15 protein-coding genes are annotated in these 25,162 nt (G+C 58.6%); 7 read left to right on the forward strand and 8 right to left on the reverse strand.

From position 1 onward, the window contains the following. Positions 1 to 3 precede the first annotated feature (3 nt). From F3J24_RS18405 to queD, 7 genes are all read left to right on the forward strand, one after another. Positions 4 to 948, forward strand: coding sequence for a hypothetical protein (locus F3J24_RS18405; protein WP_167009511.1), 945 nt, complete (start codon positions 4 to 6; stop codon positions 946 to 948). Next, positions 945 to 2,075 carry a DGQHR domain-containing protein DpdB gene (gene dbpB, locus F3J24_RS18410; protein ID WP_167009512.1) on the forward strand — a complete coding sequence of 377 codons (1,131 nt, stop codon included), beginning with the start codon at positions 945 to 947 and terminating at the stop codon, positions 2,073 to 2,075. Before F3J24_RS18405 ends, dbpB (F3J24_RS18410) begins: the two co-directional genes overlap by 4 nt. Continuing rightward, a complete protein-coding gene (gene dpdA / locus F3J24_RS18415) occupies positions 2,072 to 3,370 on the forward strand; it encodes a tRNA-guanine transglycosylase DpdA (protein WP_167009513.1) in 1,299 nt (432 codons plus the stop codon). Before dbpB (F3J24_RS18410) ends, dpdA begins: the two co-directional genes overlap by 4 nt. After that, positions 3,367 to 4,443, forward strand: a complete 1,077-nt coding sequence (dbpB, locus tag F3J24_RS18420; RefSeq protein WP_167009514.1) for a DGQHR domain-containing protein DpdB — start codon at positions 3,367 to 3,369, stop codon at positions 4,441 to 4,443. Before dpdA ends, dbpB (F3J24_RS18420) begins: the two co-directional genes overlap by 4 nt. Positions 4,444 to 4,552: 109 nt before the next feature. Beyond that, the gene (gene queC / locus F3J24_RS18425) at positions 4,553 to 5,257 is read left to right on the forward strand and encodes a 7-cyano-7-deazaguanine synthase QueC (RefSeq protein ID WP_167009515.1); all 705 of its coding nucleotides are present in this window, start codon (positions 4,553 to 4,555) and stop codon (positions 5,255 to 5,257) included. Next, entirely contained in the window at positions 5,254 to 5,889 is a 636-nt protein-coding gene (queE, locus tag F3J24_RS18430) for a 7-carboxy-7-deazaguanine synthase (protein WP_167009516.1), read from the forward strand. The genes queC and queE overlap by 4 nt, the downstream gene beginning before the upstream one ends. A gap of 18 nt (positions 5,890 to 5,907) precedes the next feature. Beyond that, the gene (gene queD / locus F3J24_RS18435; RefSeq protein ID WP_167009517.1) at positions 5,908 to 6,351 is read left to right on the forward strand and encodes a 6-carboxytetrahydropterin synthase QueD; all 444 of its coding nucleotides are present in this window, start codon (positions 5,908 to 5,910) and stop codon (positions 6,349 to 6,351) included. Positions 6,352 to 6,837: 486 nt separating this feature from the next. Here queD and dpdD read toward each other — a convergent pair whose 3' ends face one another. From dpdD to dpdE, 8 genes are read right to left on the reverse strand one after another with little or no spacing between them, the layout of a single operon-like run. Then, a complete protein-coding gene (dpdD, locus tag F3J24_RS18440; RefSeq protein WP_304515590.1) occupies positions 6,838 to 9,099 on the reverse strand; it encodes a protein DpdD in 2,262 nt (753 codons plus the stop codon). Then, entirely contained in the window at positions 9,083 to 9,613 is a 531-nt protein-coding gene (gene dpdK / locus F3J24_RS18445) for a phospholipase D-like domain-containing protein DpdK (protein WP_167009519.1), read from the reverse strand. Before dpdK ends, dpdD begins: the two co-directional genes overlap by 17 nt. After that, complete coding sequence (gene dpdJ, locus F3J24_RS18450; protein WP_167009521.1) at positions 9,610 to 14,385, reverse strand: protein DpdJ; 4,776 nt, start codon at positions 14,383 to 14,385, stop codon at positions 9,610 to 9,612. The genes dpdK and dpdJ overlap by 4 nt, the downstream gene beginning before the upstream one ends. Continuing rightward, the gene (locus F3J24_RS18455; protein ID WP_167009523.1) at positions 14,376 to 15,113 is read right to left on the reverse strand and encodes a hypothetical protein; all 738 of its coding nucleotides are present in this window, start codon (positions 15,111 to 15,113) and stop codon (positions 14,376 to 14,378) included. The genes dpdJ and F3J24_RS18455 overlap by 10 nt, the downstream gene beginning before the upstream one ends. Continuing rightward, complete coding sequence (gene dpdH, locus F3J24_RS18460) at positions 15,113 to 18,208, reverse strand: protein DpdH (RefSeq protein ID WP_167009525.1); 3,096 nt, start codon at positions 18,206 to 18,208, stop codon at positions 15,113 to 15,115. Before dpdH ends, F3J24_RS18455 begins: the two co-directional genes overlap by 1 nt. Then, on the reverse strand, positions 18,205 to 19,098 hold the full coding sequence (gene dpdG, locus F3J24_RS18465) for a protein DpdG (RefSeq protein ID WP_167009528.1): 894 nt from the start codon (positions 19,096 to 19,098) through the stop codon (positions 18,205 to 18,207). The genes dpdH and dpdG overlap by 4 nt, the downstream gene beginning before the upstream one ends. Then, on the reverse strand, positions 19,095 to 21,677 hold the full coding sequence (gene dpdF / locus F3J24_RS18470) for a protein DpdF (protein ID WP_167009530.1): 2,583 nt from the start codon (positions 21,675 to 21,677) through the stop codon (positions 19,095 to 19,097). The genes dpdG and dpdF overlap by 4 nt, the downstream gene beginning before the upstream one ends. Continuing rightward, positions 21,674 to 24,955 carry a protein DpdE gene (gene dpdE, locus F3J24_RS18475; protein WP_167009532.1) on the reverse strand — a complete coding sequence of 1,094 codons (3,282 nt, stop codon included), beginning with the start codon at positions 24,953 to 24,955 and terminating at the stop codon, positions 21,674 to 21,676. Before dpdE ends, dpdF begins: the two co-directional genes overlap by 4 nt. Between the last annotated feature and the right edge of the window lie 207 nt (positions 24,956 to 25,162).

The following is a 25,162-nucleotide window of genomic DNA, read 5'->3' on the forward strand; positions in this document are numbered from 1 at the left end:
GAAATGAAAACTGCAAAGCAAGCAATCATCATTACCAATTGCACAGGTAGAAAACTGTATAGCGCAGACGTCACCCTGACGAAATACTCATCCCATTACAGAACAGTTGATGACATCGCTCAGGCATGGAGAACCGCACTTAGTGCAGCACCATCTCACCACATTGCACGACAGTTGTATGCCGGCCGAGCATTCCGTGAAGCCGAAGTTGCAGCTGCAGGATTAGATGGCCAACTCTATGTGCTATCCGCCGGTCTTGGCTTGGTTTCCGCTGACGACACTGTTCCAGCATATGACCTGACTGTAGGCGCATCCGGAGCCACAGTCCTACCGGCTCTCAAACGTTTAGGGCTGAGCCCCAAGCATTGGTGGAGTGCACTCAACCGTAGCCTTGGTAAGCCCTTGCCAATTGCATCCCTACTAGATAGTCATCCACAGGCAATCGTCTATTTGGCAATGCCCTCCACCTACCTAGCAATGATCGACGATGAGTTATTGACACTTGCACCGCGAGACCGGACACGATTACGCATTTTTTCTTCCCCGGCTTGGCTCCGCCAAGCGCCCAGCGACTTCACACGCCTTGTACTTCCCTATGACGAGCGTTTGGAGTCGACGCCTTTTGCCGGGACGAGGAATGACTTTCCACAGCGGGCTCTGCGGCATTTCGTGGAGAGTCTTCAAGCTCACACGCTAAGGCTCGATGAGGCACGTGTAGCCGTTAATGCAGCCATGTCCAAACAAGTCGTGAGAACACTGCCAGAACGGCAAAAGCGCTCTGACGATGAGATACAGGCACTCCTGCGTCTACATTGGCAAGCGAATGAAGGCAGCAGCAGTCGCCTCCTGCGCGTGCTACGAGACGACCTCTTAGTCAAATGCGAACAATCGCGCTTCAAAGGCTTGTGGCGAAGCATGCGTGATGAAATGAAGTCCAACAGGCTATGACAGACAATACCCCAGAAATCGTTGTTCGTGCTCTGCACACCCAGCAGGGTGACAAATTGGATGTCTATGCGTTCTTCATCAGTGGAGCAGACATCATGCGTGTCGCGGACATTTCTCGAGTGGAGCGCGATCAGACTGACAATCTCAAGGGATTTCAACGCCCTGAAATTCGCAGTCATGTGAAGGGAATTGCTGATTACTTATTGCAAGGTGATGTGCTGTTCCCTAATGCAATCATCCTTGCACTTTCGCCAGTGGTGAAGTTCTCCGCATCTAGGGGAACCAAACCGACAGGGGATCTTGGCCTAGCACAATCCGGCACCCTAACCATTCCGCTATTCAAGGAAGGGGAACGCGTCGCGTGGATCGTCGATGGCCAGCAACGGTCATTGGCTCTTAGTCAGATTGGTAATAAGACGATTCCAGTACCAGTGATTGGATTCGTTTCTGACAGCCTCGAAATCCAGCGCGAGCAGTTCATTCTTGTAAATAAAGCCAAGCCACTATCTTCAAGATTGATCAACGAGTTATTGCCAGAGACTCGCAGTGTCTTGCTACCTAGAGACCTTAGCCTGCGAAAACTCCCTGCGGAGATTTGTAATCTTCTCAATCGCGACAAAGAATCACCCTTCTATCGACTGATAAAACGAGTCTCCGAAAAGAGTTCGACTAGTGGTGCTGTGGTAACAGATTCTGCTGTTATCACCATGATTAAAAACAGCATCAACAACCCTTTGGGAGCGTTGGCTCCATACAAAGGAAGCCCTCAAGAACCCGCTGACACGCAGAGCATGTACCGGATTCTTCAGACCTACTGGACAGCGGTGCGCTGCGTTTTCCCGGATGCCTGGGGTAAAGATCCCCGAAACAGTCGACTAATGCATTCGGCAGGTATTGAAGCAATGGGCGTATTGATGGACCGCATTTATGCACGCATGTCAGGTCCAACTGAAGATGTCAAGGTTGTTCAAGCCGAACTCAGAAAAGTTGCACCAATTTGCCGCTGGACAAAAGGGCACTGGGAATCTCTAGGCTCCGCATGGAACGAAATTCAGAGTACCCCGAAAGATATTAAAAAGTTACAGGACGTGCTGGTTCGCGCATATGCAGGCCACACTAAAACATGAAATTCCTTTACTCCGACACACAGGACTACGTCGATCCTGAATATGATTTTTTAAATGATCGCAGTGCACCGAGTCGCGAGCGCTACTGGGATGATCGGTATGCCCATGAAATCATGACTCCGGCTCCCTATGATGGCTTGCTTCTATCTATGAGCGCTATTCGCCAAGCAAACGGTGTAGCCTCTTCAAAGGTTCGGTACTCAACATCTGAAGAGCAACGACTGTTACGTGTCGGAGCGCGCAAATTTCTCCGCTACGACCGCCCAGAGCACATGGAATCTATGCTCATGGGTGATTGCGGTGCCTTTGCCTATGTTGAGCATGAGCAGCCTGCTTACTCGCCCTCGGAAGTAGTCGAGTTTTACCTGGATGCCGGGTTTACTCATGGCGTTTCCCCCGACCATATCATCTTCGATTGCGATACCAGCAATCCACCTTCAACATCGGTGGATGAGAAGACCATTCAACGATACAACATCACGCTGAAAAATGCCGAGGAGTTTCTCAAACTTGTCCAGCTAGAAGGGAACGAGTTCGAACCGATGGGAGCTGTGCAAGGCTGGTCTCCCGACAGCATGGCTCAATCCGCAAAAACTCTGGAAAAAATGGGCTATCGCTACCTAGCGATTGGAGGACTCGTCCCTCTAAAAGTAGACGTTATCCATCAAGTACTTCAGACATTAAGAAAAACCATTAATCCCAGCACCAACATACACTTGCTGGGTTTCGCAAAAGCCGATCATATTCATGAGTTCGTTCGACATAACATCACGAGTTTCGACTCTACATCTCCGCTAATTAGAGCGTTCAAGGATGCCAAGCGTAACTACTACATCGAATCCCCCAACGGAGGCCTCGATTACTACGCTGCTATTCGAATTCCTCAGGCTATTGAAAACTCAAGGCTTTTGCAAGGCATTAAGCGAGGCATCTTTAGTGCAGAAGATCTCCAAAGGCGAGAGCGACTGGCACTGAACACTCTGCGTGCCTATGACAAGAATCAAGCAAGTGCGGAGGATGCTCTGGACGTGGTCATGGACTATCAACGCTTTCTTACTCTTGGTGACGACAAACTGGACGCCAAGAAAAGAGATAGAGAGTTAACTAAAAGTCGGGAGCAGATTGCTAGAACACTTCATGCACAGCCCTGGAAGCGATGCAGTTGTGATGTCTGTAGCAATGTAGGCGTTGAAGTGATCATCTTTAGAGCAAGCAATCGCAATAAGCGCCGCGGATTCCACAATCTTGGTGTCTACCACCAGCACCTTCAACGAACTTTGTCGAACGCGAAATGACTACGTTTAAATACAAAGCACTACGAGCTCAGCAAGCTCCTGATCACGATATTTTTTGCTTTGCGGCACATCCCCACGATGTTCTGAAATTCTCCGAGATCGAGCGCGTAGGCCGTGATGAAAGTGGTACCTTAAAAGGTTTCCAACGGCATCAGGTGGCATCTCACATTAAAGAGATTCGCGACTACCTTGGTCGCGAAGATGCTTTGCTACCGAACGCAGTCATCATAGCCTTCATCGGAGGGGTCAAAATTCGAGAATTGGGTGATGGCTTAATTGAGGCATCAATAAAAGTTGATGCTGATAAACCCGGTTTTGTTGTTGACGGACAGCAGCGACTATCCGCTTTGGCTGGCCTGGATAAACCTGAATTTCAGGTTTTTGTCTCTGCGCTCGTTTGCAAAGACTACAACGAATTACGCCAGCAATTTGTTTTGATCAACAATACGCGACCATTACCAAAAACTCTTATTTATGAATTGCTTCCACAGGTCGAAGGTTTACCTGAACGATTTACGAACCGAAAATTCTCGGCCCGAGTTGTCGAGCGATTGAACCACCTACGCGGAGGCGCACTCTTTCACGACATTCGGCAGCACACCAATCCAGGAGGTGTGCTGAGTGATGCCGCAATGCAAAGACTCGTCATGAACTCCACAGCACAAGGAGCCATTCGTGATTTCATTCGCTATGAAGACTATGAAGAGCGCTCCGTAAAACTAATTAATGAATTTTTTGAAGCAGTAAAAACGGTTTTTAGCTCAGAATGGGTTGGAATGAGCCCAAGAACTTCACGTATCCGTCACGGTGCAGGATTGGTCGCCTTAGGATTTGTGATGGAACATTTATATACCCACGCTAATGCGACATCCAGTGAAGACTTTATACCAGGTCTAAAACTACTTCGAGATAATGGCCACACAGCTTGGACCAGTGGGCAGTGGTATCTGAGTGATGACGATATACGCCCATGGAATGGAATTCAGAACACCCCAACAGATATCGATATTTTGGCCAATCACCTCGTTCGGCGATTGAAGCGCGAACTACGACATGTTCGTCGAGTCGCCTAATTACCGCTGCAGCGTAACCCAAGAAAATCCGCTGCCGAATTCGACGACTAGTGCTTTCTCTCACCATGAGGAAATCAAAAAGTCACGCGATTCACTAACCACTGAGCTTATGCATACCTCTGCCCTTGTTCTATTTTCTGGTGGCCAAGATTCAGCAACTTGCCTGGCTTGGTCTCTCGAGCGATATCAAAATGTAGAAACGATTGGCTTCAACTATGGCCAGCGCCATGCTGTCGAACTAGAATGCCGCAGCACATTTCTTCGAGCACTACGCAAAAGCTACCCCAGTTGGGATAAAAAACTGGGTGAGGATCACATGCTTGATATGAGCCTCCTGGGCCAAATCAGCGACACCTCCCTCACCCAAGCAAAGTCCATCGAGTTTGGAAAAAGCGGGCTACCCAATACGTTCGTGCCAGGCCGCAACCTACTGTTTTTAACCTTCGCATCCGCCCTCGCCTACCGGCGTGGCTTAACGGTGCTGGTGGGAGGGATGTGTGAGACCGACTACTCAGGTTACCCTGACTGCCGTGATGACACGCTTAAATCCCTGCAGGTCACCCTCAGCCTTGGACTGGATCAACGCATGGTGGTCGAGACACCGTTGATGTGGCTCGACAAGGCAGCCACCTGGCGTATGGCCGAACAACTAGGGGGCAACAATTTGGTCTCGCTGATATTGGAGGAGTCGCATACCTGCTACCTAGGTGATCGCAGCCAGCGTCACGCTTGGGGCTACGGTTGCGGCAAATGCCCAGCATGCGAATTGCGCCAGACTGGTTATGAGACCTACCGCAGGGGCCAGCACGGATGACCTATAGCGTCAAGGAAATTTTTTACACCCTGCAAGGCGAAGGCCACCATGCCGGTCGTCCGGCGGTGTTTTGCAGATTCTCCGGTTGCAACCTCTGGAATGGGACGGAAACAGGCCGTGCCAGCGCTGTGTGTCAGTTCTGTGATACCGATTTTGTCGGCACCGATGGCGATGGGGGTGGCAAGTTTGCCGACGCCGTAACCTTGGCCGCGCGCATCAATGCGCTGTGGCCAGCGGATTATCCACAGCAAAAATACGTGGTGTGCACCGGCGGCGAGCCTTTACTGCAACTTGATGTCTCATTGATCGATGCACTGCATGCCGCTGGTTTCACAGTGGCGATCGAAACCAATGGCACGCTGCCGGTTCCCGCTGGCGTGGACTGGGTCTGCGTCAGCCCGAAGATGGGTTCAGAGTTAATGGTGCGTCAAGGCAATGAGATAAAAGTCGTCATTCCTCAGCCTGGGCAGTGCCTGAACGCATACGCCGCGCTGGACTTCGAGCACCATTTCTTGCAGGCCATGGACGGGCCACTGCAGGCTATGAACCTGAAGTTGGCCATCGAATACTGCAAGGCCCATCCCCGCTGGAATCTGTCACTGCAGACCCACAAACTGCTGCAAATTCCCTAATAAAAACAGGTACCAATCATGTTGACCATCACCCGAAAAATGGAATTCGATGCCGGGCATCGAATTCCCGACCACAGCAGCCAGTGCCGCAACCTGCACGGCCACCGCTACACGCTGCTCATCACCCTCACGGGCGACTTGGTAAAGAAGGACGGCGAATCCGACAACGGAATGATCATGGACTTCGGCGATATCAAGGCGCTGGCCAAAGCGCACCTGGTGGACCTGTGGGACCATGCCTTCATCGTCTATGAAAAGGACACGGCCGTGCGCGCCTTTCTGGACAGCATGCCGGACCACAAGACCGTCGTCATCGACCGCGTGCCAACGGTGGAGAACCTAGCACAGGCTGCCTTTGACATCCTCAAGGACGTGTACCAAGACCGCTTCGGCCGCAATCTGTCGCTGGCCAAAGTGACACTGTACGAAACGCCCAACTGCTGGGCGGAGATCGACGGCTGACAACATCGGCAGGTGTCATAGATGATGCAGCGCATTCCCCAGCAACACCGGCAAACACGGCACCACCACCGGACTGTGTCGCCACTACTGGACAGCAGCCAGACTCAAAGGTCGTGCCATTCAAGACACAGGACATGAGCAACAACAACTGTTGATCCAGGCATCGATGGTGCCTGGTGTGACAGATGCGGATAACTCAACTACATGAGGCCAGTTATCGTACTGATTAAGGCGCTGCAAGCACGTTGCCCCTCCTAGATGAAGCCAGTATCTGCGCCAACCTCTGCTGCATGGGCACAACTTGTGTACACATGGATTTCAGAGGTCTGCGCAGTGTGACCTGCAGGTCTCAATCGCCGTCTATTTTTCGCTCATTAATTGATGCACCGATCTATCTCGAACCACAGTTCACATTGTGCTGCCTCAGCCTAATTTGGCCAGGGCACGGCACACCAGTGCGTGCTGTGCTGAGGGTAACTCCTCTGATCAGGCCGTAGGCGTGGCCGAGACCAATTTGCTTTGCCGTATCACGCGTTCCACAATACGCGTGGTGCCACTGCCGTCGACTTGAAGCAGGACCGCATCTGCACGCAAGGCAGCCTTGATACAAAAGAATGCTTGGTGGGTAGCGACCCCCGAGACGAATACCACCCAGTCGGCGTGACGGCTTCCAGTCTTCAGACGCTGCGTACAAGCTTCATCGGAGTTAATGTCAATCTTGGCTTGCGGAAACGCTGCTTCAAGGACTACCGCTGCTCGGCGGATCGCTTGAGTATCCAGGCTGTAGAGAAAAATGCGCGCCTTAATGTCCGTTCGAGCCTGTACCTCGTCATCCATATCTTTCGACTGCCTTAGCGGGACGAAGAGCCCGGCTTCTTGTGCCAGCAGTTCTAGCAAGCACCGCTCTCCAATCGAAAGCCGTGTCCAACTCTGGCTGGCTGCTTGAACCACTTTGGCAGTCCACCGCAGGCGCGCCTCATCATCCCTGCACGGATGAATGACTAGCAAGTCCGCCAGATCCAGTCCCCAGGCGATTTCTCTTGGTGAGGGTGTTTCGGAGAAAACATCGCCCAGGCGGTTAACCAGAGCTTTGTATTCGGCGGGGGTAAGGCCTGCGATCAGCGCATGGCGCGTGGCCAATCGCACCATCTCCCGTTCGCTTTCACCCGCGCGGTCCCGGACATGAAGTGCCTCGATGAAGCCGAGGTAGACCCGCACCAACGCACTGGCGGGCGTGTTCCGGATCACCAGCCAGTCGAACAATATCGGCAACAAGTACTCGAACAAGGGCGACGCGTCGAGGGCGACATCTTCAATCGTCGATAACAACGATTGAACAAAGCTGGACTGCTCAAGCATGGCCGCAGCTTCAGGTGAGTGGACCACCTCACGCCAGTACACCAGGATGTCATCGGTCTTGCCGGGGCCGGGGATTGATTGAGAGCCTGGCAGCGTGGGCGTGGAGATGTTCTGAGCAGCAAGTTTTTCGACATCTGCCAAAAGCCGTGGTCGAGCCTGCCGCACTCTCGTCGCAATCTCAGCGTTGACAGTTAGGAGTCGATGGATTGCTGCGCTGGCCTGTCCGGGATGCCCGATCTCTTTAGCGCAACGTAATTGCGCCTGCAGGACCTCGGTCGAGTCTGGCAAGGGTTGCAGCAGTGCTAGCGCTTGTTCGTAGCGCTCCAGTTCTATCTCGTGCTGCGCCTGCTCCAGTCCCGACTTAGGCTGCAATGTCCGAGCCATGAAGGCAATTGCATCGGATGACGGACCGAATGCGCTGGGCCCCAGTTCCTGGAGCAAGGATGCGCACAGTTGGGCCGACGGTTTCTCCACCGACAGTTCGTGCAGCAAGAAACTTTTCAGGGCGGCCGGCCGGCGACTGCGACCACGGCCTTTGAGCAGATCCGCGGCCATGATGCGCACGTGTTGGGCGAAGGCACCCACCAACTCGTTCGCGACTCCTTGCACCTCCAATGGAGCGACGTAGGTCTCGTACAGTGCATCCCAGACGTCGCCATAGGTCTCCGGCGGCAGACGAACCTTGAGCAGGTCGTCCCATTGGGGGTGGGCTAGGATTCGGTCCCAGCGTCCCAGTGTCGCGTGCAATCGGATCTCGAGGAAGGCACGGTTTTCTGCGCTGAGTCCGTGCTGATCGCGCAGTGCCGCCATCGCGGCCATGGCATCCCTCTCATTGCGGGCTACCAGGGCACGATCAAACGCGGCGCGCAGTTGGTGGAACGTACGCAATTCCTGGCGAGAGCGAGCAGGCCGTTGTTCCAATAATTGCCAATAGCGCTGCCAACTTCCGATGACCCGTTGCTCAAACTTAGACGTAATCGCAAAGAAAGCGGTCACGTGCAATCCCGACTGGGTCAGGACAGATTTCGCACTTTCTTGCGTTGCGGACAAGACCGCTCCGTCATTTTCGAAGTCGCCGAAACTAGGCCCAACAAAAGCCACCATCTCGTCGTGCAGGCCCCGGGCGCTCAATTCGTCATGGGCACAAACAAACCAGCAGGTGCGTTCGGCTCCTGATTCCGAAAAAGGCAACAGCAGCGGACGATCTTGGAAGCCCTTGCCGTACCGTGTAATAGCGGCGACCAGTGAATGCGGCACCGTCTGTGTGTTCCCAGGCATAGCATCGGCCAAGGGGTTGACATAGGTGTTGGCTGCCGCGAAAAATCTGCTGAGAACGGCCTGCGCCGTAGTCCCCGCCAGGTTCGTTAATGGACTAAAGACTGGTGCCATGGTTTGCAAATTCCAGGCGGATGCTGGCCACCTTTTGCGGGTTGAAATCGATCGTCAGCGCCTCCGCATTCAAACCGATCCCCCGTTCGGTGAAGTTCATGGATCCACCAACCCAGACTCGATCAGTAAGTAGGCCCTTGGTGTGGAAATCTGGAATCTCCGACCACACGCAAGTGTTTTGCAGGCCAATGTCTGCCAGCGCAGCAGACAAACGCTTGCCAAATGGTTTGTTGTGAGGATCCGGCCGCACCCGGATGTCCAAGCGCGTATTGTTGGCAGCAACGGCCACCAGTACCTCGATCAAGCGGATTTCGCGGCGACCCCACTCCGGATTGAGGCCCTCAAAACTCCCGGTGGAGTTGTCGAAGATCACGATGTCTGTGACCCAGGGGGCGGCGAGGTAGATTGTTTTGCTGGGGAGCAGCAACTCCTCAGCCAGAACCATGGCCAACACGTCACGGGCTGCGCGCGGCGCGGTCGTCGCCGATTTGAAGATGTAACGTACGTTGGTCATAGCGTATCCGGGATCGAGAAGGTCCACTCGATGCGGTCATCGAGTCGCTTGACCTCTGTGAGTTGGGCAAATACGTTGAGATATTCGAACTGCACTGGTTCTGTCACCAGGGCAGCGACTACCCTAGGCAGCAACTGAGTTGCCTGACTGGCCTGCACCGACACGACGGCGCTAGAGGTAGACAGAAGGCGCTCGCGCACTTGCTCCTCCCAATCCGACAGTGCTAGATCGATCGGATCCGGTCGAGAAGTCAGCCACTGCGCCAGCAACAGACGCTCGGTGTCAATGCTGAACGGCGAAAAGCGATTGGACCAGGGCATGGCGACCGCACGCAGCGCATGGCCTTGAGGCCAAAGCAGGCCCATAAGTACGCCGAAGCGCCAAGCCCGTCGGTTGTCGGCCGGCAGAAACTGGCCGGCGTTTTCAAAGGCTTGGTCTAGTCGGTCGTCGACACTGAACAGGGCGCACAGTACGCGCACGTCCACTTCCACCTCGTGCAACGCTTCCAGTTCATCCCAGCGCTCATGAATCAACGCTAACAGTCGATCCAATTCGCCGGGGCTGTCTGGGCGCAACAGTCGCATGCTCAGCGCCACGCTAAAGCTGTGGAAGATGGATTGCCCGCGTGTGACAAGCATCGTGCGCAGCGCGGCAAAGTTCCGCACCGCTTCGGCGGAATTCATCGCTTGCCGCACCATGCTCACAGCCTGAGTTACGTCCGCATCAGGATGCCCGCCCCCGAGCCATTGCACCACCTGTCGCAATTGGGCGTTGGTCCATTCGAAGTCGCGCGGTCCCAGTGCGGCCTCGATGTGCCGATAGAGGCGATCGGGCCGACTGGTCAGTAACTCCGCAACACTCTCGATGAGGCCGTTGCCCCCGGGATTGACCTCAGAGATCCAAATCTCTGGCTGCACGGGTTCGGTACCGTCGTCGCGCCGCACCACGATGTCCACCACCAACCCGTCGGGATCAATCTGCGGACAAGCCTGCTGAATGGCATCCAGGCAGGCCGCACCGACGGTAGCGCGAATTGTGAGGGACAGCCACTCGTTCCATTCCGTGTCGATGGGTTCAACGAGCACCCGCGCGGCGACACGCACCGCTTGGCGCACCGCGTCGGACTCCAGAGCCTCATTGAGTTTCTGACGCAGTTTGTCGGAGCCTTCATCCCCATTGTTCGGATCCGGCACCTGGAACACTGTCTGCAAAACTGCCAGCAGAACATCCAGATGGGTGCCATCGGCCACGAGGTCAAGGGCTTGCCGCAAGTCGACTGCTTGAGCCACCGAGACCTGCAGGGCCGCGATCTGGAAGATCTGGGCGATCCATCCGCGCAGGAAAGGGTTAGGCACCGCCGCGCAGAACACGGCGTTTTCACGAGCCTCCCAGTTGTACCGAGAGGCACGGGCGGCGCGTTGGCGCTGCGGGTCCGTCCAGTCGATGTGCTGACTCAACTCCTGCGGTAAGTCCAGCACCAGCACCAGCGCATCCACATCGATGTCAAACCCCACCCCGCTGGGTTGACCCTCATGCCGAAACTGCCAATCCACCGTAACCCGTTCGGTCTTACTCCCCGAGCGCAGTCGCAACTCGGCGCGCGAGCCGACGGCGTAGCGCCTGACCTCCGCGTGTGCCTGCTCGGCATGGGTATAGAGGACTACCTGCTTGATCAACCGACTAATGCCGATATGGGCGGGTGTGACCAGGGTCAACCCCTGGTGCGGCGCCAGGTGGAAGGACCGCCATGTCAATTGTGCGTTTGAGGTGTCACTCAACTCCGGGACGCCGTTGCCAGCACGAGGCACGCGCTGAAGGTGGGCAGTTTGGGGGCGAAACGCCTTGAAGGTGGTCAGTGCGGGGCCGTGCGGCGCAATGAATTCCCGCTTGCCATGGAGAGTGAACCACGGCAAGAGTTCGGCGTCTTCCGACAGTTCGGTGGTCCCGCAAGCAAAGTACCGAGCCAGCGTGTGGCCATCAACCCCCAACCACAAGGCGTCGTCGTAGCGACGGGAGACTTTGCCAGGCGCAAACTCCCCCAAGCCCTGCTGCACCGGCATGTACTGATCTTCCAACTCGCCCTGTTGTGCGACGAGGTCGATGCGCATTTCCGGCAGGCTGAGGTCGTCGAACAGGCTGGCGGGAATGTAGTCTGGAAGGGGATGTCCCGCCGGGTGGTCCTCACCTGGACGACCGCGGGCGCGCCATCCGGAGGCGAGGCGCCGCACTGCAGTGGGAATGGCCCCGAGCATGAGCGGTCGAGGCTGACTCCACATCAATACGTTCAGGTCATCGCTTCCCAGCGCGAGGCGGTCGGCCAGATCCCGGGCCAGACGTTCTGCACGCGCCGGATTGTCGAGTACCTCGACGAGAAGTTTGACCACGCGCTGATGCTGCAGTCGTTTCTTCAGCCAGTTGACGCCTGCCCATTTGATCGAATCCGTTGATACTTTGGGGCCGAGTTTGAGCGCCTGGTCTTGCAACTTCTTCCATGATGGGGATGTCAGAGGGAACTTCACCTCGTCGGCTAACTGTTTGACGGCTGCGAAGGCCTCCCGAGTCCAACCTTGGGGCACCGCCTCATTATTCGGTTGAGACAAGTCTCGCCATACCGACAGCGGCGCAATGTCGTTGCAGGTCCAATCGCCAAGGATGTCCAGCAATGCGTAGACCGCCTGCATGCGCTGGACATAGCGGTTGGCCATCGGCAGTTGGCGCGCCGGTAGGTCCGGGTCGAACAACTGGTCATAGGCTTGGTACGCCAGTCTGTCCCGTCCGTAATCCGTCAAGATCACCAGGGTCCAGGGACGCATGTGGCGCGTGCGACCCGCGCGGCCCTTGCGTTGCAGGAAAGATGCAATGTCGCGCGGGGCCTTGTGCTGTACCACAACGCCCACCGCAGGGTCGTCGAAGCCGACTTCGAGCGCAGAGGTCGCCACCACCACCTCCGTGCTGCCACTGACCCCACTGTCCAGCGCTGTTGTGCGCCCAACGCCCAGGCGGTATGTCAGGTCGTGGCCGATCACTTCAGGGACACTCCAGTCCTGGCCGGCGTAGTACCGCGCGGTGCCTCTGATGGGTAGGGTTCCTCGGCGCAACCGTGCCAATCCGCCGTCCGGATGCTTGTTCAGATTTGGGGCCCCGCCATTGGGGTAGCGGCCCTCGGCATCGAGCAAATCCTTGAACAGGCGGTTGGTAGCGTCTAACTGGTCGGTGAAAGCAAAGGCCCGCCAGCCGAAAAATGGCATGGTCTTGCGGTCGAAGGTCCCCGGCGGATCGAGCATCCGCGCGCTGAGCATCAGCGTTTGAATCGTGGTCGACAGCAAGGCGGTCTGAGAGACCGGGTCGCCGCGCAGGGCCAACATGTACTCGGCCCCTTCCTCGACGATCTCATCTTCCAGGGGCTTGATTTCCTTGACCACCCCTTCGCTCAAGCCGCTCAAGTGGGAAAAGAAGGTCTGGCCGTCGGCTATCGTGGCGGACAGGCCAACGAAACTGGAGCGCCGGCCGCTGGCGGCCCACCAACGCCGCAGCAGGTATGCCACTTGGGCGCCATAACTGCCAGCGTACAGGTGCACCTCGTCCAGCAGGATCAGATCGGGTGCGCGGTCGGCCTCTGGGCCGACTCCGAACACATGCCGCAAATCGCTGTTGGACAAATGTCGATTGAGCATCTCCACCGACGTGAAAAGAATGTCTGGGGGTTCAGCCTTGATGGCATCGCGGGTGAACGCTAGGGTGTGGATGTCAGCGACGGCGCTGCAGTGCGGACAGATCAGGCGTTCGCGACCTTTCGTCGCATCTTCGCGGCGCAACACCATTTCCCCATGCTGGCTGTCCTCGGGGCAGTTGAAGAACGGCACGCGTTTGCCTTGCGGGTGATAGGGCCAACTGCTTTTGTCCAAGGCCCAGGCCACCTTGTTGGGCGTCTCGCCGTACAACACTCCCACACGCAAAGGACGCCCGCCCTGTCGGGTGATCCAGCTATCGAACTTGCGGCATTGGCCGTAAACCTCGGCCAGTTGGTCTTTAAGCAGTTCGTTGCGGGGGTACAGCGCGAGAACCCGCACCCCACGCGTGCCTGGCGCTTGCACCCGTTGCGCCGCCAGCCAGGACAACGCTGGCAGGTAAAACGCCAGGGTCTTGCCGCTGCCCGTCCCGGCCGAGACCAACGTGCCCGTGCAACTGCGCGCCTCCAAGCCGGCGAGGATACGCTCGGCCGACTTGACCTGGAACTGAGCGAGTCCGCCCCCCTTATCCATGCGGTCGAGCCACGTCTTGATGGCATCCAAAAGCAAGGGTGAACGGACGGACTCACCCAGCGTAGCGAAAACCTGCGAGGCGTCCAGATCCCGGCGTGGGTAGCGCCGGGGCCGCCGCAGGAAGCGGTAGTCGGCGACCAAGGTCGCGGCTTCTGCCCACTTGTTGCGCTCGTGCTTGGGGAACAGTTGACGCAGTTGCGCGACCAGTCGCACGCCTTCGGCCATCCGTGTGCGCCACCTCGGCTCCTCATCGGCCACAAACGGCACCTCAAACAGCATCTTGTGCGTGGCCAAGAAATCGCGCAGGTCACGCGCGGTTTGAATGCTGCAGTTCGGATCATTTTTGGCGAATTGCGCCTTTGGCGCGTCAAGCACTCTCTGCAAAGCGACCGTCACTTCATCACGACTGAGGGCGTTGTCTACCAGGCCCCAGACTAGGCAGCGCGCCTCCAGGGCTTCGAGTTCATCCAGTGCGAACTCGGCGAGTTGGAGGTCCGGAGCTAGCGCCATGTCTGGGTCACTTTTGGTTTGATCACGAAGCGAGCGGGATCATCGTTGGCGCGCAGCCACTCCATCACTTCGGGAGTGAGCAACTCCAGGGCAGCGCCGCCGGTCTCGGCGGCTTTCAGGAACAGGCGGACCGTGTCAGGGGCCGTGCCCTTGAGCTGCTCGCGCAAATCCTTTAACACCGCTACTGCGTTGGCGATTTCATCCTGCGTTGCGGCGCTGGTGGGCAAGTCGCTGCGGACCACCGCTTGGAACCGCGCGTGCTGCTGCTTATACCTGGCCAGGAGTGCTTCATTGGCGGGCGTCTTGAGCATTCGCCCCTCAAGGACCGAAGGCGAATCGACATGACCGAGGTCTGCGACAAATTGACGCCATTGACTGCGCGCGGCTTCCCGGACTCGTTCATTGGCCGACTCCGCGGCATTCGTCAGGCGAGTCCACAGACTGTCCGTTGACAGGTCCTGCACATTGCCACCTGCTTGAAGCAGTTGCCTGGCCTGTTCGGCCAGGGCTTTCACGCTGTTGTCCGCCTGCGCGATGTCTTCGCGTTGGAGCAAGGCCGGATCCACGATGCGGGCCTTTTCGGCCAAACCGTGGCGGGTCGTTGCATGTTGTCCCCACTCGCGCATGCGCTGCTGCAGCGCGGAGATTTCCTGGCGCGTCTGGTTGGCGACCTTGGCCTTTTGCAGGCCGGTGCGCAGTTGGCTGCAATACTGAATCAGCGTCGTCATCAGCGCTCCCACTCCAAACTTTTGATCAGTTCTTCCCGCTGGGCGAGCGCTTGCTCCATTTCGACAGATCGGGTCTGGCTGTCAATCAGTCGCGCGAGTTCGCTGAAAAAGCGACTCAACTCCGCAACGTCACACGCCAGTTGACTCAGCCTGGGCAGCGGGACGGCACACAGTTCGGCTAATCGCACCGTCGCCGGCTCATCGGCGGGAGGAATACTCATCTTACGCAGCCGCTGGATGACAGATTCCATGTTCTCCGCCGCCAAGCGGTCGATAACGGCGTGGATCTCCGACTCACGCTGGCCCACCGGCCACACGGCCAGTTGCAAGGCCTCTTGTACCAATCGCCTCATCTCCTCACGCCAGGCCACCCGGGCATGCTCCGCGTCGAACGCGGCGCTGGTTTGAGGCAGCAGCACCTGCACCGTACTTTGCAAGTTGTTGACCAACAAGGGTAGGCTGCCGCTCGAGACCCGTTCGAGAACGTCAGATGCTGCCTCGCTGAGGTTGTGGGTCTTCATCAACCCTAGGATCCAACGCTCCGGCAATTCAATTTTCCAAGCTCGCTTGAGGCGATCCGCATCAATAGCCATGACCGTTCCTCCTCTGTCGCCCTGGAAACAACTAATCAACTGCTTGAGGCGACCTTGCAATTCGGAGCGAGCCGCAATGGCCTTACTACGCAACCCCAGGGTTTGGCCGACCGATGGCGCCACGCGCTGATCATTGAAGAGTGATTCATCTGGACCGACACCGATCAATTCCTTCAAGCTCGGACTGTCCGGCTGCCCTCGGGTACTCAATCCCAGCAAGATGCTCTGGATATGGAGCGCCCGCGCCACCATGGCAGTGTCACGCTCCGCCTCGACCGCAAGAGCCTGCATGACCTGGCTCTCTAGCGCATCTAGCAGAACATTGGCAACTGCGTAGTCGATTTCCGCATTCGCATAGAACCAAGATTTGCCGTTTTTCTCCCAGCGCGCCAAGGCCTTGAGACCAGCGACGACGCCAGGGGGAATGGTCTGGTCCGGTCGGGCCACCTGGACGACCAGACCGTTGGGCGGGTTGCCTGCCGTGGTTGTAGGCGGAAGCCAGAACCAACTGGCATCGACCTTCTGTCCTTTCAGGCAGAAATTGCCCAGATCCATGCGTTCGCCTAATGCCTGCGCGATCAGGTTGCGTGTCTCCCGTGCGTTTGCATTGGGCAAGCGATTGGCTGGCGTCCACGCCTCCAGCGCGCCAGCGTATGAGGCGATGTCGGGGGCGGCTGGTATCGCCTGGACAGGTACGGACGGGGGCACCGGGGGCACGGTCGGTGGCGGAGTACCGAGGGGATCTGGGGGCAGAGGATCCCTCGGTACCGTTGGCGCGACCGGTGGGACCGGCGCGCTAGCGGTATCGAACGGCCACGGAAGCGAAAACGCCTCAAACACGGCTCGCGGTACCGGGGCCGCCGCAAGACGGCTCGGACTGCCAGCCCAAAAGTGCAACGCCACTTCCAACTGTTGGGCGTTCTCCTGGGTATAACCTTTGCGCTGTAACTCAGTACGCACTTCGGCCACCAGGCGGGTAGACTTGAAGCCCGCGGGCGGGAAATGCCCGGCGATGAACGCGGGACGTTCAGCCAAAGTCTTGCGCAAGACTTCATTGATGTAGGCCCGGGGGTTGTATGTCCAGACTCCCCCTTGCTTCATGGCTGCTTCCGCCAGGCCTCGAATGGCGTGCACGTTGAAAGGAAACAGCGGGTAGCCCTGTCGGCTACGACCAAAAGCGTCCAGCCGTTCTGCTGCCGCAGCATCTAATGTCTCATTGAAATTAGGCACCCAGGCGTAGAGGTCCTGGCTGATCTGGCTGGACCGAGCAAACTCTTGCTTCAGGTTCTGGACACCCCAGCGTGCGGCATTCAGGTAACGCCCTGTCAGGTCGACCAGTTTGTTGACGATGGTGTCTTCGGCTAGGCCTTCGCTGGGAACCACCCACTGCTCTTTGGCCCGCGTGAGCACCGTTTGGCGACCGGCCAGGAAACCGTCGGTCACGGCCACCGCAGTGCGTATAGGCGCGCGGACGCGTCGGCCGTGCTCATCGCTCTCCGCAATCATGATGTCCAGCAGCGGCTGCTGAATCCCCGACAAGGCCGCCAAGTCTTCGATCAGTAGAACCAACTCCTTGCCATCTTTGAGCAGTTGGCGACGAATGTCGTCGACCACGTCCTGTATCGACTTTTGCTGAAGAGCCTCTGTGACCCGAAACACCGTGCGCAGGGCGGCGTCGAGAACCTCTTGCAGGATGTCCGCTGCGGTGCTGCGAAACCGGCCGTTGGCATTGCCCAAATAGGCCAGCGCCATCTGGACCCGTAGGGGTAACTCTTGCCCCGCGGCTTGCTGCGGCGGGGCCAAGTCGTCCGCACGAAACTGCCGGTCAGCCGGATTGGAGGCACCGCCTAGGCTGGCCCCGACGATCCGATGGAGCACCCTGCTCAGCCACATCTCCCGCACTTCCGGCGCTTGGATCAAGCTGCGCACATGTTCGGCCACGGCCACATGCGGTGCTAAAGCACCGTTCTCAGTGGGTGCGGCTCTCACCAATTCGGCGGTCCGGTCGCGGTACTCCTTGAGCCCCTCACCCAACGCAGCGGCGAGCAACTCGGAGGCGGTCGAGGGTGTCAACTGCTCGGAGGATCTCGCCAATTCGCGCTTAAGTGCTTCATACTCTTCACTGGCGAGCGGCTCCAGAATCAATTCGACCACCCGGCGCAGACTGGCGGTCTTGGGAATCGACACCACAACCAACTCCTGGCGCCGGGGGTGTCGCTCCAGTTGGGCGCGCAGCCAGCGGACCATGTGGGACTTGCCCACACCGGAGGCGCCCGTGATAGCAATCACGACCGCACTGCCATCGGTCACCGGGCGCATTAACTCATTGAGCAAGGCCACTTCGTCGGCCGCGCTTTCAGCGCCCGTCTGCGCTGCCCGACGCAACAAGGTGGTCGGCTCGTGAACGGCCAGCAGCAGTGCCTCATCAACCGTCTCGGCTTCGGTGCGCAAGCATTCGGTCGCATGTTCGACCGATGGCCAGTACTGTTCCATGGAGTTCATGCCTTGGTCTCCTGCGGACGGGCAATCCATTGAAAGGTCAGGTCGCTGCGGGCGCCCCCCGCGCCGGTGAGGGTCACCGAACTGCCGAGGTCGGCCTTTTGCTGCAGCAGCAACTCGCCACTGTCCCAAAGGGTCAGCAGCGCGCGGGATAACGCACTGGAGAGTTGTCCGGGCTGGCGGGGCGGCAACGCTGAGGGGTCCACATACTTCAGTACCTCGAGTTGCCAGCGCCCGCCGTCCAATACAGGCAAGACCGCCCCCAGGCGCTCGACGAACTGGGGTGCGGGCAGGCCCTCGCCCGGCCCCAGCACCTCCGCGAGTGCATCTCGCACAGCAACAGTGGGATCCACCGCTGCAAACGGATGCCGGCTGAACCCCAGGAAGGGAGCCCAGTACTGAAGGCCTGAGCGACGGGTCGAGTTACGCATGAGCAGGCGCTCCGGGTCAAGAATCTGCTGCGACTCCTGCGTCTCAAACTGGGCGAATGAGGCCCGATATACGTCCTGGGCCAGCATCCATGCCAGCGAGCGGGTGAGGTCGGCGGCCCGTGCGCTCTGGCTGGCCCACAGGTCAGGGTTGTTTTCTTCCGCCAAGGCTTGGCGGCAAGCCATTCGGCGGGTGAACGGCAGTATTTCAAGCGCCGTGGCACGACGCCTCGATAGCTTTTCCTTGACAGAAATCAGCCCGCCTTCACGAACAAACAGGCCCAGTTCCGTCCACCGATTCAAGGTGTTGCGAGCCATCTGGCCATCGTCTTCCACGATCGCGGTCGGCGATACGGCCTCCAGCAGGTCTGCCTCGGCCATGGGCTTGGTGGCGCGCAATACGGTGGCGTGCAGCACGCCCAAGATATTGGGCAGCCCGTCGTTGGTGATGTTTAACAAGCTCATGCAATTAACTTTCGCAAGACCGCGTCCTCGTCGGCATGGGCAACCACCGAGGACCACGGCCGATCCGGACGCTCGGGATCCGGCAAGTGGCTATGGATAAAGACGATCGTCAGCACACTGGGGGAGGTCCGCAGTGCTACAGCCGCCTCGGGCGTGATCACCGGTTCGATCCACAGCAGGAATCGAACTTCATCCGAACCACCGCGCAGGGCCGTCGGGTCGCGCGGATCGAAGCGATCAATGAAGGTATCGCTGCGAACCGCCACGAGTTGGTTGACGATCGAATCGACCAACCGGTCGCTGGCTGATTGCGGAATCCACAGTGAATGGGGGCGCACCTTTTGCAAAAGCATGGCCAAGCTCGAGCGACTATCCGCACACATGCGAGCGAGATCCGCTGTTGCGACGAATACGAGATTGGCTTGCTCGCGCGGCAGGCTTTGCAATTCGGGCGTTTGCTCAAGCCTTGGGGAGAACCGATCGATCCGAGCCACAAAGGGTCTCAGTTGCCGCAGTGGCATGCGCTGGCTTCCCCAGTGCTGGTTGCAGCCGCCACAGAAAGCTGTGACCGGACCCCAATGATTGGGTAATGCGAGGCCATAGAGTTGGATCAAGGCCTGCGAGATTTCGATCTGAGCCTGCGCGGCCCGGTACATCAAAGCGAATGCGTCGGCGGTTGACTGGAGCAGGCTGTCACGCGCCGCATTCATGCGCTCGTCGAATACCAGCACATCCCGGTGGTTTGGATGGCGAATGCGCACACTCGCAAACGTCACCTGCGCGTCGGTGTACTCCTGGTCCTCGCTCGAGGGGGCACTGTCGGGGGCGCGGGCACTCAGACCCATGATCTCAATGAGGCCCGCCGTAGCCATCAGATTGAGCGTTCGCAAATTCCAGATCCGGTTGCTCTTGCCATGGCTCGATAGGCCAGCGCGCAGGCGATTGAGGTTGACCCAAACCTCGCCATCGGCCGTGATCGGACGAGCCGGATCGTCGAGCATGGCTACCCACCGCTCATAGCCCAGGTCGTTGCCAATAAGCGTCGGTCCCGCCATGTCACGGGCCTGCTCCACATCCTGGTCCGTATATAGCAGCAAACTGGCCGAAGCCAAGCCGTCGCGGCCGCTGCGCCCCACCTCTTGATAAAAGCGATCAAGTGATTCAGGCAAGGTGGCGTGGATGACGGCACGTACGTCGGCCTTGTCGACGCCCAGGCCAAAAGCGGAGGTCGCGACCATCCCGTCGAGCGCATTGGTGTCCCACAACGTCATCAGCAACTCACGTTGCTGGGCGGGCGTCTCGCCCGTGAAGGCGGCGACCCGGCCCAGTCCACAGTCGGACAAACGCCGCAGCCATTCCTCGGCTTCAACAGGGCGGGTCACATATAAGATGAAGGGGCGAGGCGCTTTGAGGACCGCCTCCAACACGCACCGCAGTTGCACGACCGGCGAGGCCAGCAACTCCATCGCATAGCGCGGCTCGGGGCGCAGAAAGATCCCAGATACCACACAGTGCCCCATTGATCCAGAAAACTGGCTTTGCAAGCTCGTGACGGTGTGTGGTGTGAGGGTGGCGGAGGCCAGTATCACGCGAATCGACTGGGGGGCGTCTGGACCACGCGCCTGCCGCAGACTGGCGATCAGCGCTGGCAGCAGTTGAAAAGCCGGACGAAACCCACTGCCCCAAGTCACAACCAGGTGCGCCTCGTCAATCACAACATGCGAAATACGGCCCTCGCGCGCGCAGTCGACCAACAGGCTTCTCAGGGAACCGGTGGCGGCCTCCGGCGAGGTGAACAAAACGCGTTGCTCACCACGGCGCAAGGCCTGAAAGACGGCCGAGCGCTGTTCTATGCTCAGCCCGCTGTGGAAAGACAGGGGGCGATCCGTCCACTGGGGATCGCGCCGCTCGAACAACTCTGCCATCCGGCGACCCTGGTCGATGGCCAAGGCTACCGTCGGGACGATGACCAGGGTCAGGGTGCCTTGGTTGGCCGCCAGCGGTGGCAATTGGGCCAGAAGCGATTTGCCGCTTCCGGTGGGTAAGTTGGCAATCAGGGTGGTGTCGGCGGGCAAATGCAGCAGCGCCCGGATGGCTTCGCGCTGGCCCGGACCTGTGTAGGTGGGCAGTTCCATCAGCGAGCGGAGAAGTGGGTCAGATGGCAGGCGTGTGGACAGACGGGTCTCGATCCCATTGAACGCATCGTCAAACAGGTCGTGCTGCTCCCCAAGCCACGGTAGCCGTGGGTAGTGGGGACGGATTTGGGCGCAACTGCCCAGATCGGCTACTTCAAAGCCGTGGTCGTTCCAGACCTGACTGGAGGGCCAAGGCGGTGCAAGCGGCACTTCCAGCCAGGGCGCCTCGCCACCGCGAGCCTGGGCCAATAGCCAATGCCGAAGGAGTGCAATCAAGTCCACAAATGTGGCGGTACCGCTTTGCCGCAGCAGATCACGCAGGCATTGCCGAAGGCGGTCCAACAGGCTGTCAGTGGTGCCCTTGGCTTCGAGGTAGGACGCACTGTCCGGCCAGTGCGCCAGGGCCGCCCTGAGGTCATTCTCGGAAAACAGGGCAGCACTCATTCTTCAAAGGGCGAATCTGAGGCCAGGAACACAGCGCCAACCACGTCGAGTTCGAGGTGCGGATGGGCAATTGCCGCTTCCAGCGCGGCGTACATCACATCGGCTTGACGCAGTTCTTCCAACTCTTGTGCCTGGGCAGCACCGGCCAGGCGACTGGCCCGCGCTTCGCCTTGCGAGCGGCGCAAGTGGCGCTCCTGAACGCAGGCCCGCAATGCTTGCTGGAGGTGGCTCTGGTACTGCGGCAGGCGCCAAACCGTTGCCATGGCTGTCTGCCTTTGGCGCTCGCACAAGTCTGCCCAGTCGCGCATCCATGTCGACTTTATGTCCACTGGCAGGCTGCGCCAGCGGCGAACGTTCAAATTGAAGTCTCTGCGTGTGCCTTTCCAGTTGTCGGCATATTCGCTGGTCAACAAGTCCGAAGGGGCGAGTTCGACCTCGCCATTGCCCTGCACCCACACGCGCAATGCCAGCGGAGGCAAGAAGGTGCTGGCCTTGCGTGCAAGCGCCTGGGTGTGCAGTTGTTGTGAGGGGTTCTCCGCGCCGGATACGCCCTCCGACGCTTCGCTCGGCAGGGCGGGACGTACCAGGAAGTCGAAGCGGAAGTACAGATCTGCCCCGCTGGGGTCACTCACCTCGTACTGCCGATCGACCCGCCATACCGCGAACGCCCTACCGCGGTCGTCATTCGCGCAAAACTGCTCCAGCGACGTGACAAGTGGATCCCCGATGCGCAGCAGGCGGATCCCCTGGGCCAGACCGCGTCGACTCGTCGTGGTCTGACGCTTAAAGGCGTAGCGCTGTGTCAATGGCAGACGCGCGCTGCCTCCGGAGGCGCGCTGATCGACGGTGGCCAGGAAGTGCTTGAGGAATCCCGTCAACGGCAACAGGGTGGTGCGTCCGCTGTCGCGATAGGTGTATCCCAAGCGGAAGGGGGTGTCTGCGGAGGGTGCGCCGGGTTCGTCTTCACTGCGCCAATGAAATTGCAGCGCTTCGATCGCCAAGGCCTTGAAAGCCGTGCGCCACTCGACCCAATTGCTGTCTTCATCCTCCAAGGCCTCCATGCCCGGAATTTCCCGGTTAGCCATGGCATCCAAACCGTCTTGGTGATTGAGTTGACGCACCTCGCACTGGACCCAACCGTCTTCCCCCCCCAGTTGCTGGGCATGCGTTTCAAGGGCCACCGTGCCCAGTTCGACCCACTCCCGCGCCAGGGGCCCGGCGGTGGATTCGATTAGGTACTGCAAACTGGCCACCGACTGGCCGAAGACTCCCCACCCATGATCGAGAACTGAGGCCCAGGCGGCCTCGTCTGCATTGGCCTCATCGAGCAAGACGTAACTCACGATGGGGTCTCCGGTGCCGTAGCGGTCCAGGCGTCCCAAACGCTGCTCAATGCGGTTGGGTGAGCCTGGCAAGTCGTAATGAATCGCGGCTTTACGTCCACCATGCAGGTTGACGCCCTCCTCGGCGCGCACATCACACACCAGCACGCGTATGCGTTCGGGGGCGCTGAGGAACTGATCCCATTGAGGGGTCATGATCTCGCCATCTTCGTCAACCTCGACCGGTTCGTGACGCACGACCCGATCACCGACCTCCCCGGCCAAGGCTTGCGCCACCCGATCCGCGTCTTCAGGGCGGTCGCAAAAGACAACAACCTGCATGCCCGGGGTTTCCAGGAGCGCCCGCACTTGCCGACATAGCGAAACGACCCGCGCTGGATCGTCGCGCAGGCGCTGTACCGCGTGGTCCACCGCCTCAGCCTGCGCCAGCAAGTCCGGGTGATCGAGACCTGCCTGCGACAGCGCCTGCCGTAGCGGCGCACTGGCATTGGGGTTGACGGCCGAATGCAGCAGAGCCTGCTCGATTGGAGGCGTCAGACTCCCCTCGGCCATCGCGGCGAGACGCAAGGTTTCGAGGCGGTCGCGCCAAGTCGCCGTGGCTTGGCCAGTGAAAACGACGGATCGCATGCCCGCCCGCCGGGGGGTCGCCCAGGACACCGCCGCGCGACGGTTACGCAGCAGTCGGCGGTGTAGACGGTAGGTCTCGACCAAGTGCGTCTTGAGGTCGTCAAGTGCAGCTAAGAACTGCTCGTTTTCCTCATCCGGGAAGGTGTCCAGGACTTTCTGAAGAGCGCCAACTTTGGCGACCAGCAGGTGATCGCCAGGGTAGCTTTCCAACAAGCGCTCAAGATCTGGTCCTAGTCCCCAGACGTTTTGCGGCACGAGAGTGGAAACAACTTCGGCGATTACCTGACGCGAGGCGATCCGTCGCCTGAACCCCTCGAGGTCTTCCAACGGAAAAACCACAGGATCGAGCAGATGCAAGACCCGTAGGAACTCCTCGGCGTTTCCCAACACCGGAGTCGCCGATAGCAGCAGCAGTCGCGGCACGCGTCTGGCATGCGATTCGAGCAGCGCATAAAGCTGACGTTGCTGGACTGTGGATTGCCGCGACAGATGATGAGCCTCATCGACCACCAGCATCCCGGCACTGGCGATGACTTGCGTCAAGCAGTCCAGGTCGTCATGCGCAATGACATGTAAGTGGTCGTCCAATTCATTGCCCAGGCCGAAACGCCCGGACAACTCCCGTCGCCACTGGTACACCAGAGCGGAGGGAACGATCAACACAGCCTCAGCGGATGGATCGTCGATGAAGAATTGGCGCACGATGATGCCCGCCTCAATGGTCTTTCCCAAGCCCACCTCATCCGCCAGCAGGTAGCGCTGGATGGGGTCTGTCAGAACCCGCCGCACAACATCGAATTGGTAATCCACCAAATCGATTGCCGAGCACAACACCGCATCGATACCGGCAGCGGCGTAGTGCTGGCGGGCCACTGCGCGAACGAAACGTGACCGCGCATCCGCCAAAAATGGGGTTTCTGTGGCCTCAGATACTAGCAGTGGCAGTGGATCGGTAAGTGAGCGACTCCAGCGCACCTCCAAATGTTCGGCCTCAACGTTGACGGTCTCGCCATTGGGAAACTGGACAAACAAAATTGGGCCTTCGCCCTCCTGCACCCGGCCGACTTGCCAGCGTCCTCCCTGCATGCGGCGATACACACGTGTTTGTACGGGCAGCATGGCGCCCCTCACATGCGATAGTGCCACTTCCACCGCCTCGGGCAAAGCAGCGCCAGGCGCATCAAAAAACTGGATTCGCGCAAGCGCCCCCTGGATGTCGATGAGTTTTCCAACTCCCCAATCGGAATAGGGTGAAGACTCGATTCGAACAAAAGTGCCTTGAGTCAGATTTGCGATGCGCCTCGTCATTGTTGACCTCAGACTGGGGCACAGGCAAGCACGGACGCGGTGAAGCGTTTTCGCAGTGCAGTCCACCACGTTGGACGGAGAGTCGTAAAGCATGTCGGTGTACGACCAATCAACGCCCCAGAACTCCCGTGTGTCAACGATCTAACCACGGCACATGCCCCCTTATTTACATATTTGTTGCACTTGTTACGAAGACTATGCTATCAG

This window comes from Comamonas sp. Tr-654 (genome assembly GCF_011752915.1).
Classification (GTDB): Bacteria; Pseudomonadota; Gammaproteobacteria; order Burkholderiales; family Burkholderiaceae_C; genus Comamonas.

Excerpts from the sequence above, each read along its gene's own strand:
- F3J24_RS18405 (WP_167009511.1), top strand. The coding sequence starts at position 4 with ATGAAAACTGCAAAGCAAGCAATCATCATTACCAATTGCACAGGTAGA.
- dbpB (WP_167009512.1), top strand. The coding sequence starts at position 945 with ATGACAGACAATACCCCAGAAATCGTTGTTCGTGCTCTGCACACCCAG.
- dpdA (WP_167009513.1), top strand. The coding sequence starts at position 2,072 with ATGAAATTCCTTTACTCCGACACACAGGACTACGTCGATCCTGAATAT.
- dbpB (WP_167009514.1), top strand. The coding sequence starts at position 3,367 with ATGACTACGTTTAAATACAAAGCACTACGAGCTCAGCAAGCTCCTGAT.
- queC (WP_167009515.1), top strand. The coding sequence starts at position 4,553 with ATGCATACCTCTGCCCTTGTTCTATTTTCTGGTGGCCAAGATTCAGCA.
- queE (WP_167009516.1), top strand. The coding sequence starts at position 5,254 with ATGACCTATAGCGTCAAGGAAATTTTTTACACCCTGCAAGGCGAAGGC.
- queD (WP_167009517.1), top strand. The coding sequence starts at position 5,908 with ATGTTGACCATCACCCGAAAAATGGAATTCGATGCCGGGCATCGAATT.
- dpdD (WP_304515590.1), bottom strand. The coding sequence starts at position 9,099 with ATGGCACCAGTCTTTAGTCCATTAACGAACCTGGCGGGGACTACGGCG.
- dpdK (WP_167009519.1), bottom strand. The coding sequence starts at position 9,613 with ATGACCAACGTACGTTACATCTTCAAATCGGCGACGACCGCGCCGCGC.
- dpdJ (WP_167009521.1), bottom strand. The coding sequence starts at position 14,385 with ATGGCGCTAGCTCCGGACCTCCAACTCGCCGAGTTCGCACTGGATGAA.
- F3J24_RS18455 (WP_167009523.1), bottom strand. The coding sequence starts at position 15,113 with ATGACGACGCTGATTCAGTATTGCAGCCAACTGCGCACCGGCCTGCAA.
- dpdH (WP_167009525.1), bottom strand. The coding sequence starts at position 18,208 with ATGAACTCCATGGAACAGTACTGGCCATCGGTCGAACATGCGACCGAA.
- dpdG (WP_167009528.1), bottom strand. The coding sequence starts at position 19,098 with ATGAGCTTGTTAAACATCACCAACGACGGGCTGCCCAATATCTTGGGC.
- dpdF (WP_167009530.1), bottom strand. The coding sequence starts at position 21,677 with ATGAGTGCTGCCCTGTTTTCCGAGAATGACCTCAGGGCGGCCCTGGCG.
- dpdE (WP_167009532.1), bottom strand. The coding sequence starts at position 24,955 with ATGACGAGGCGCATCGCAAATCTGACTCAAGGCACTTTTGTTCGAATC.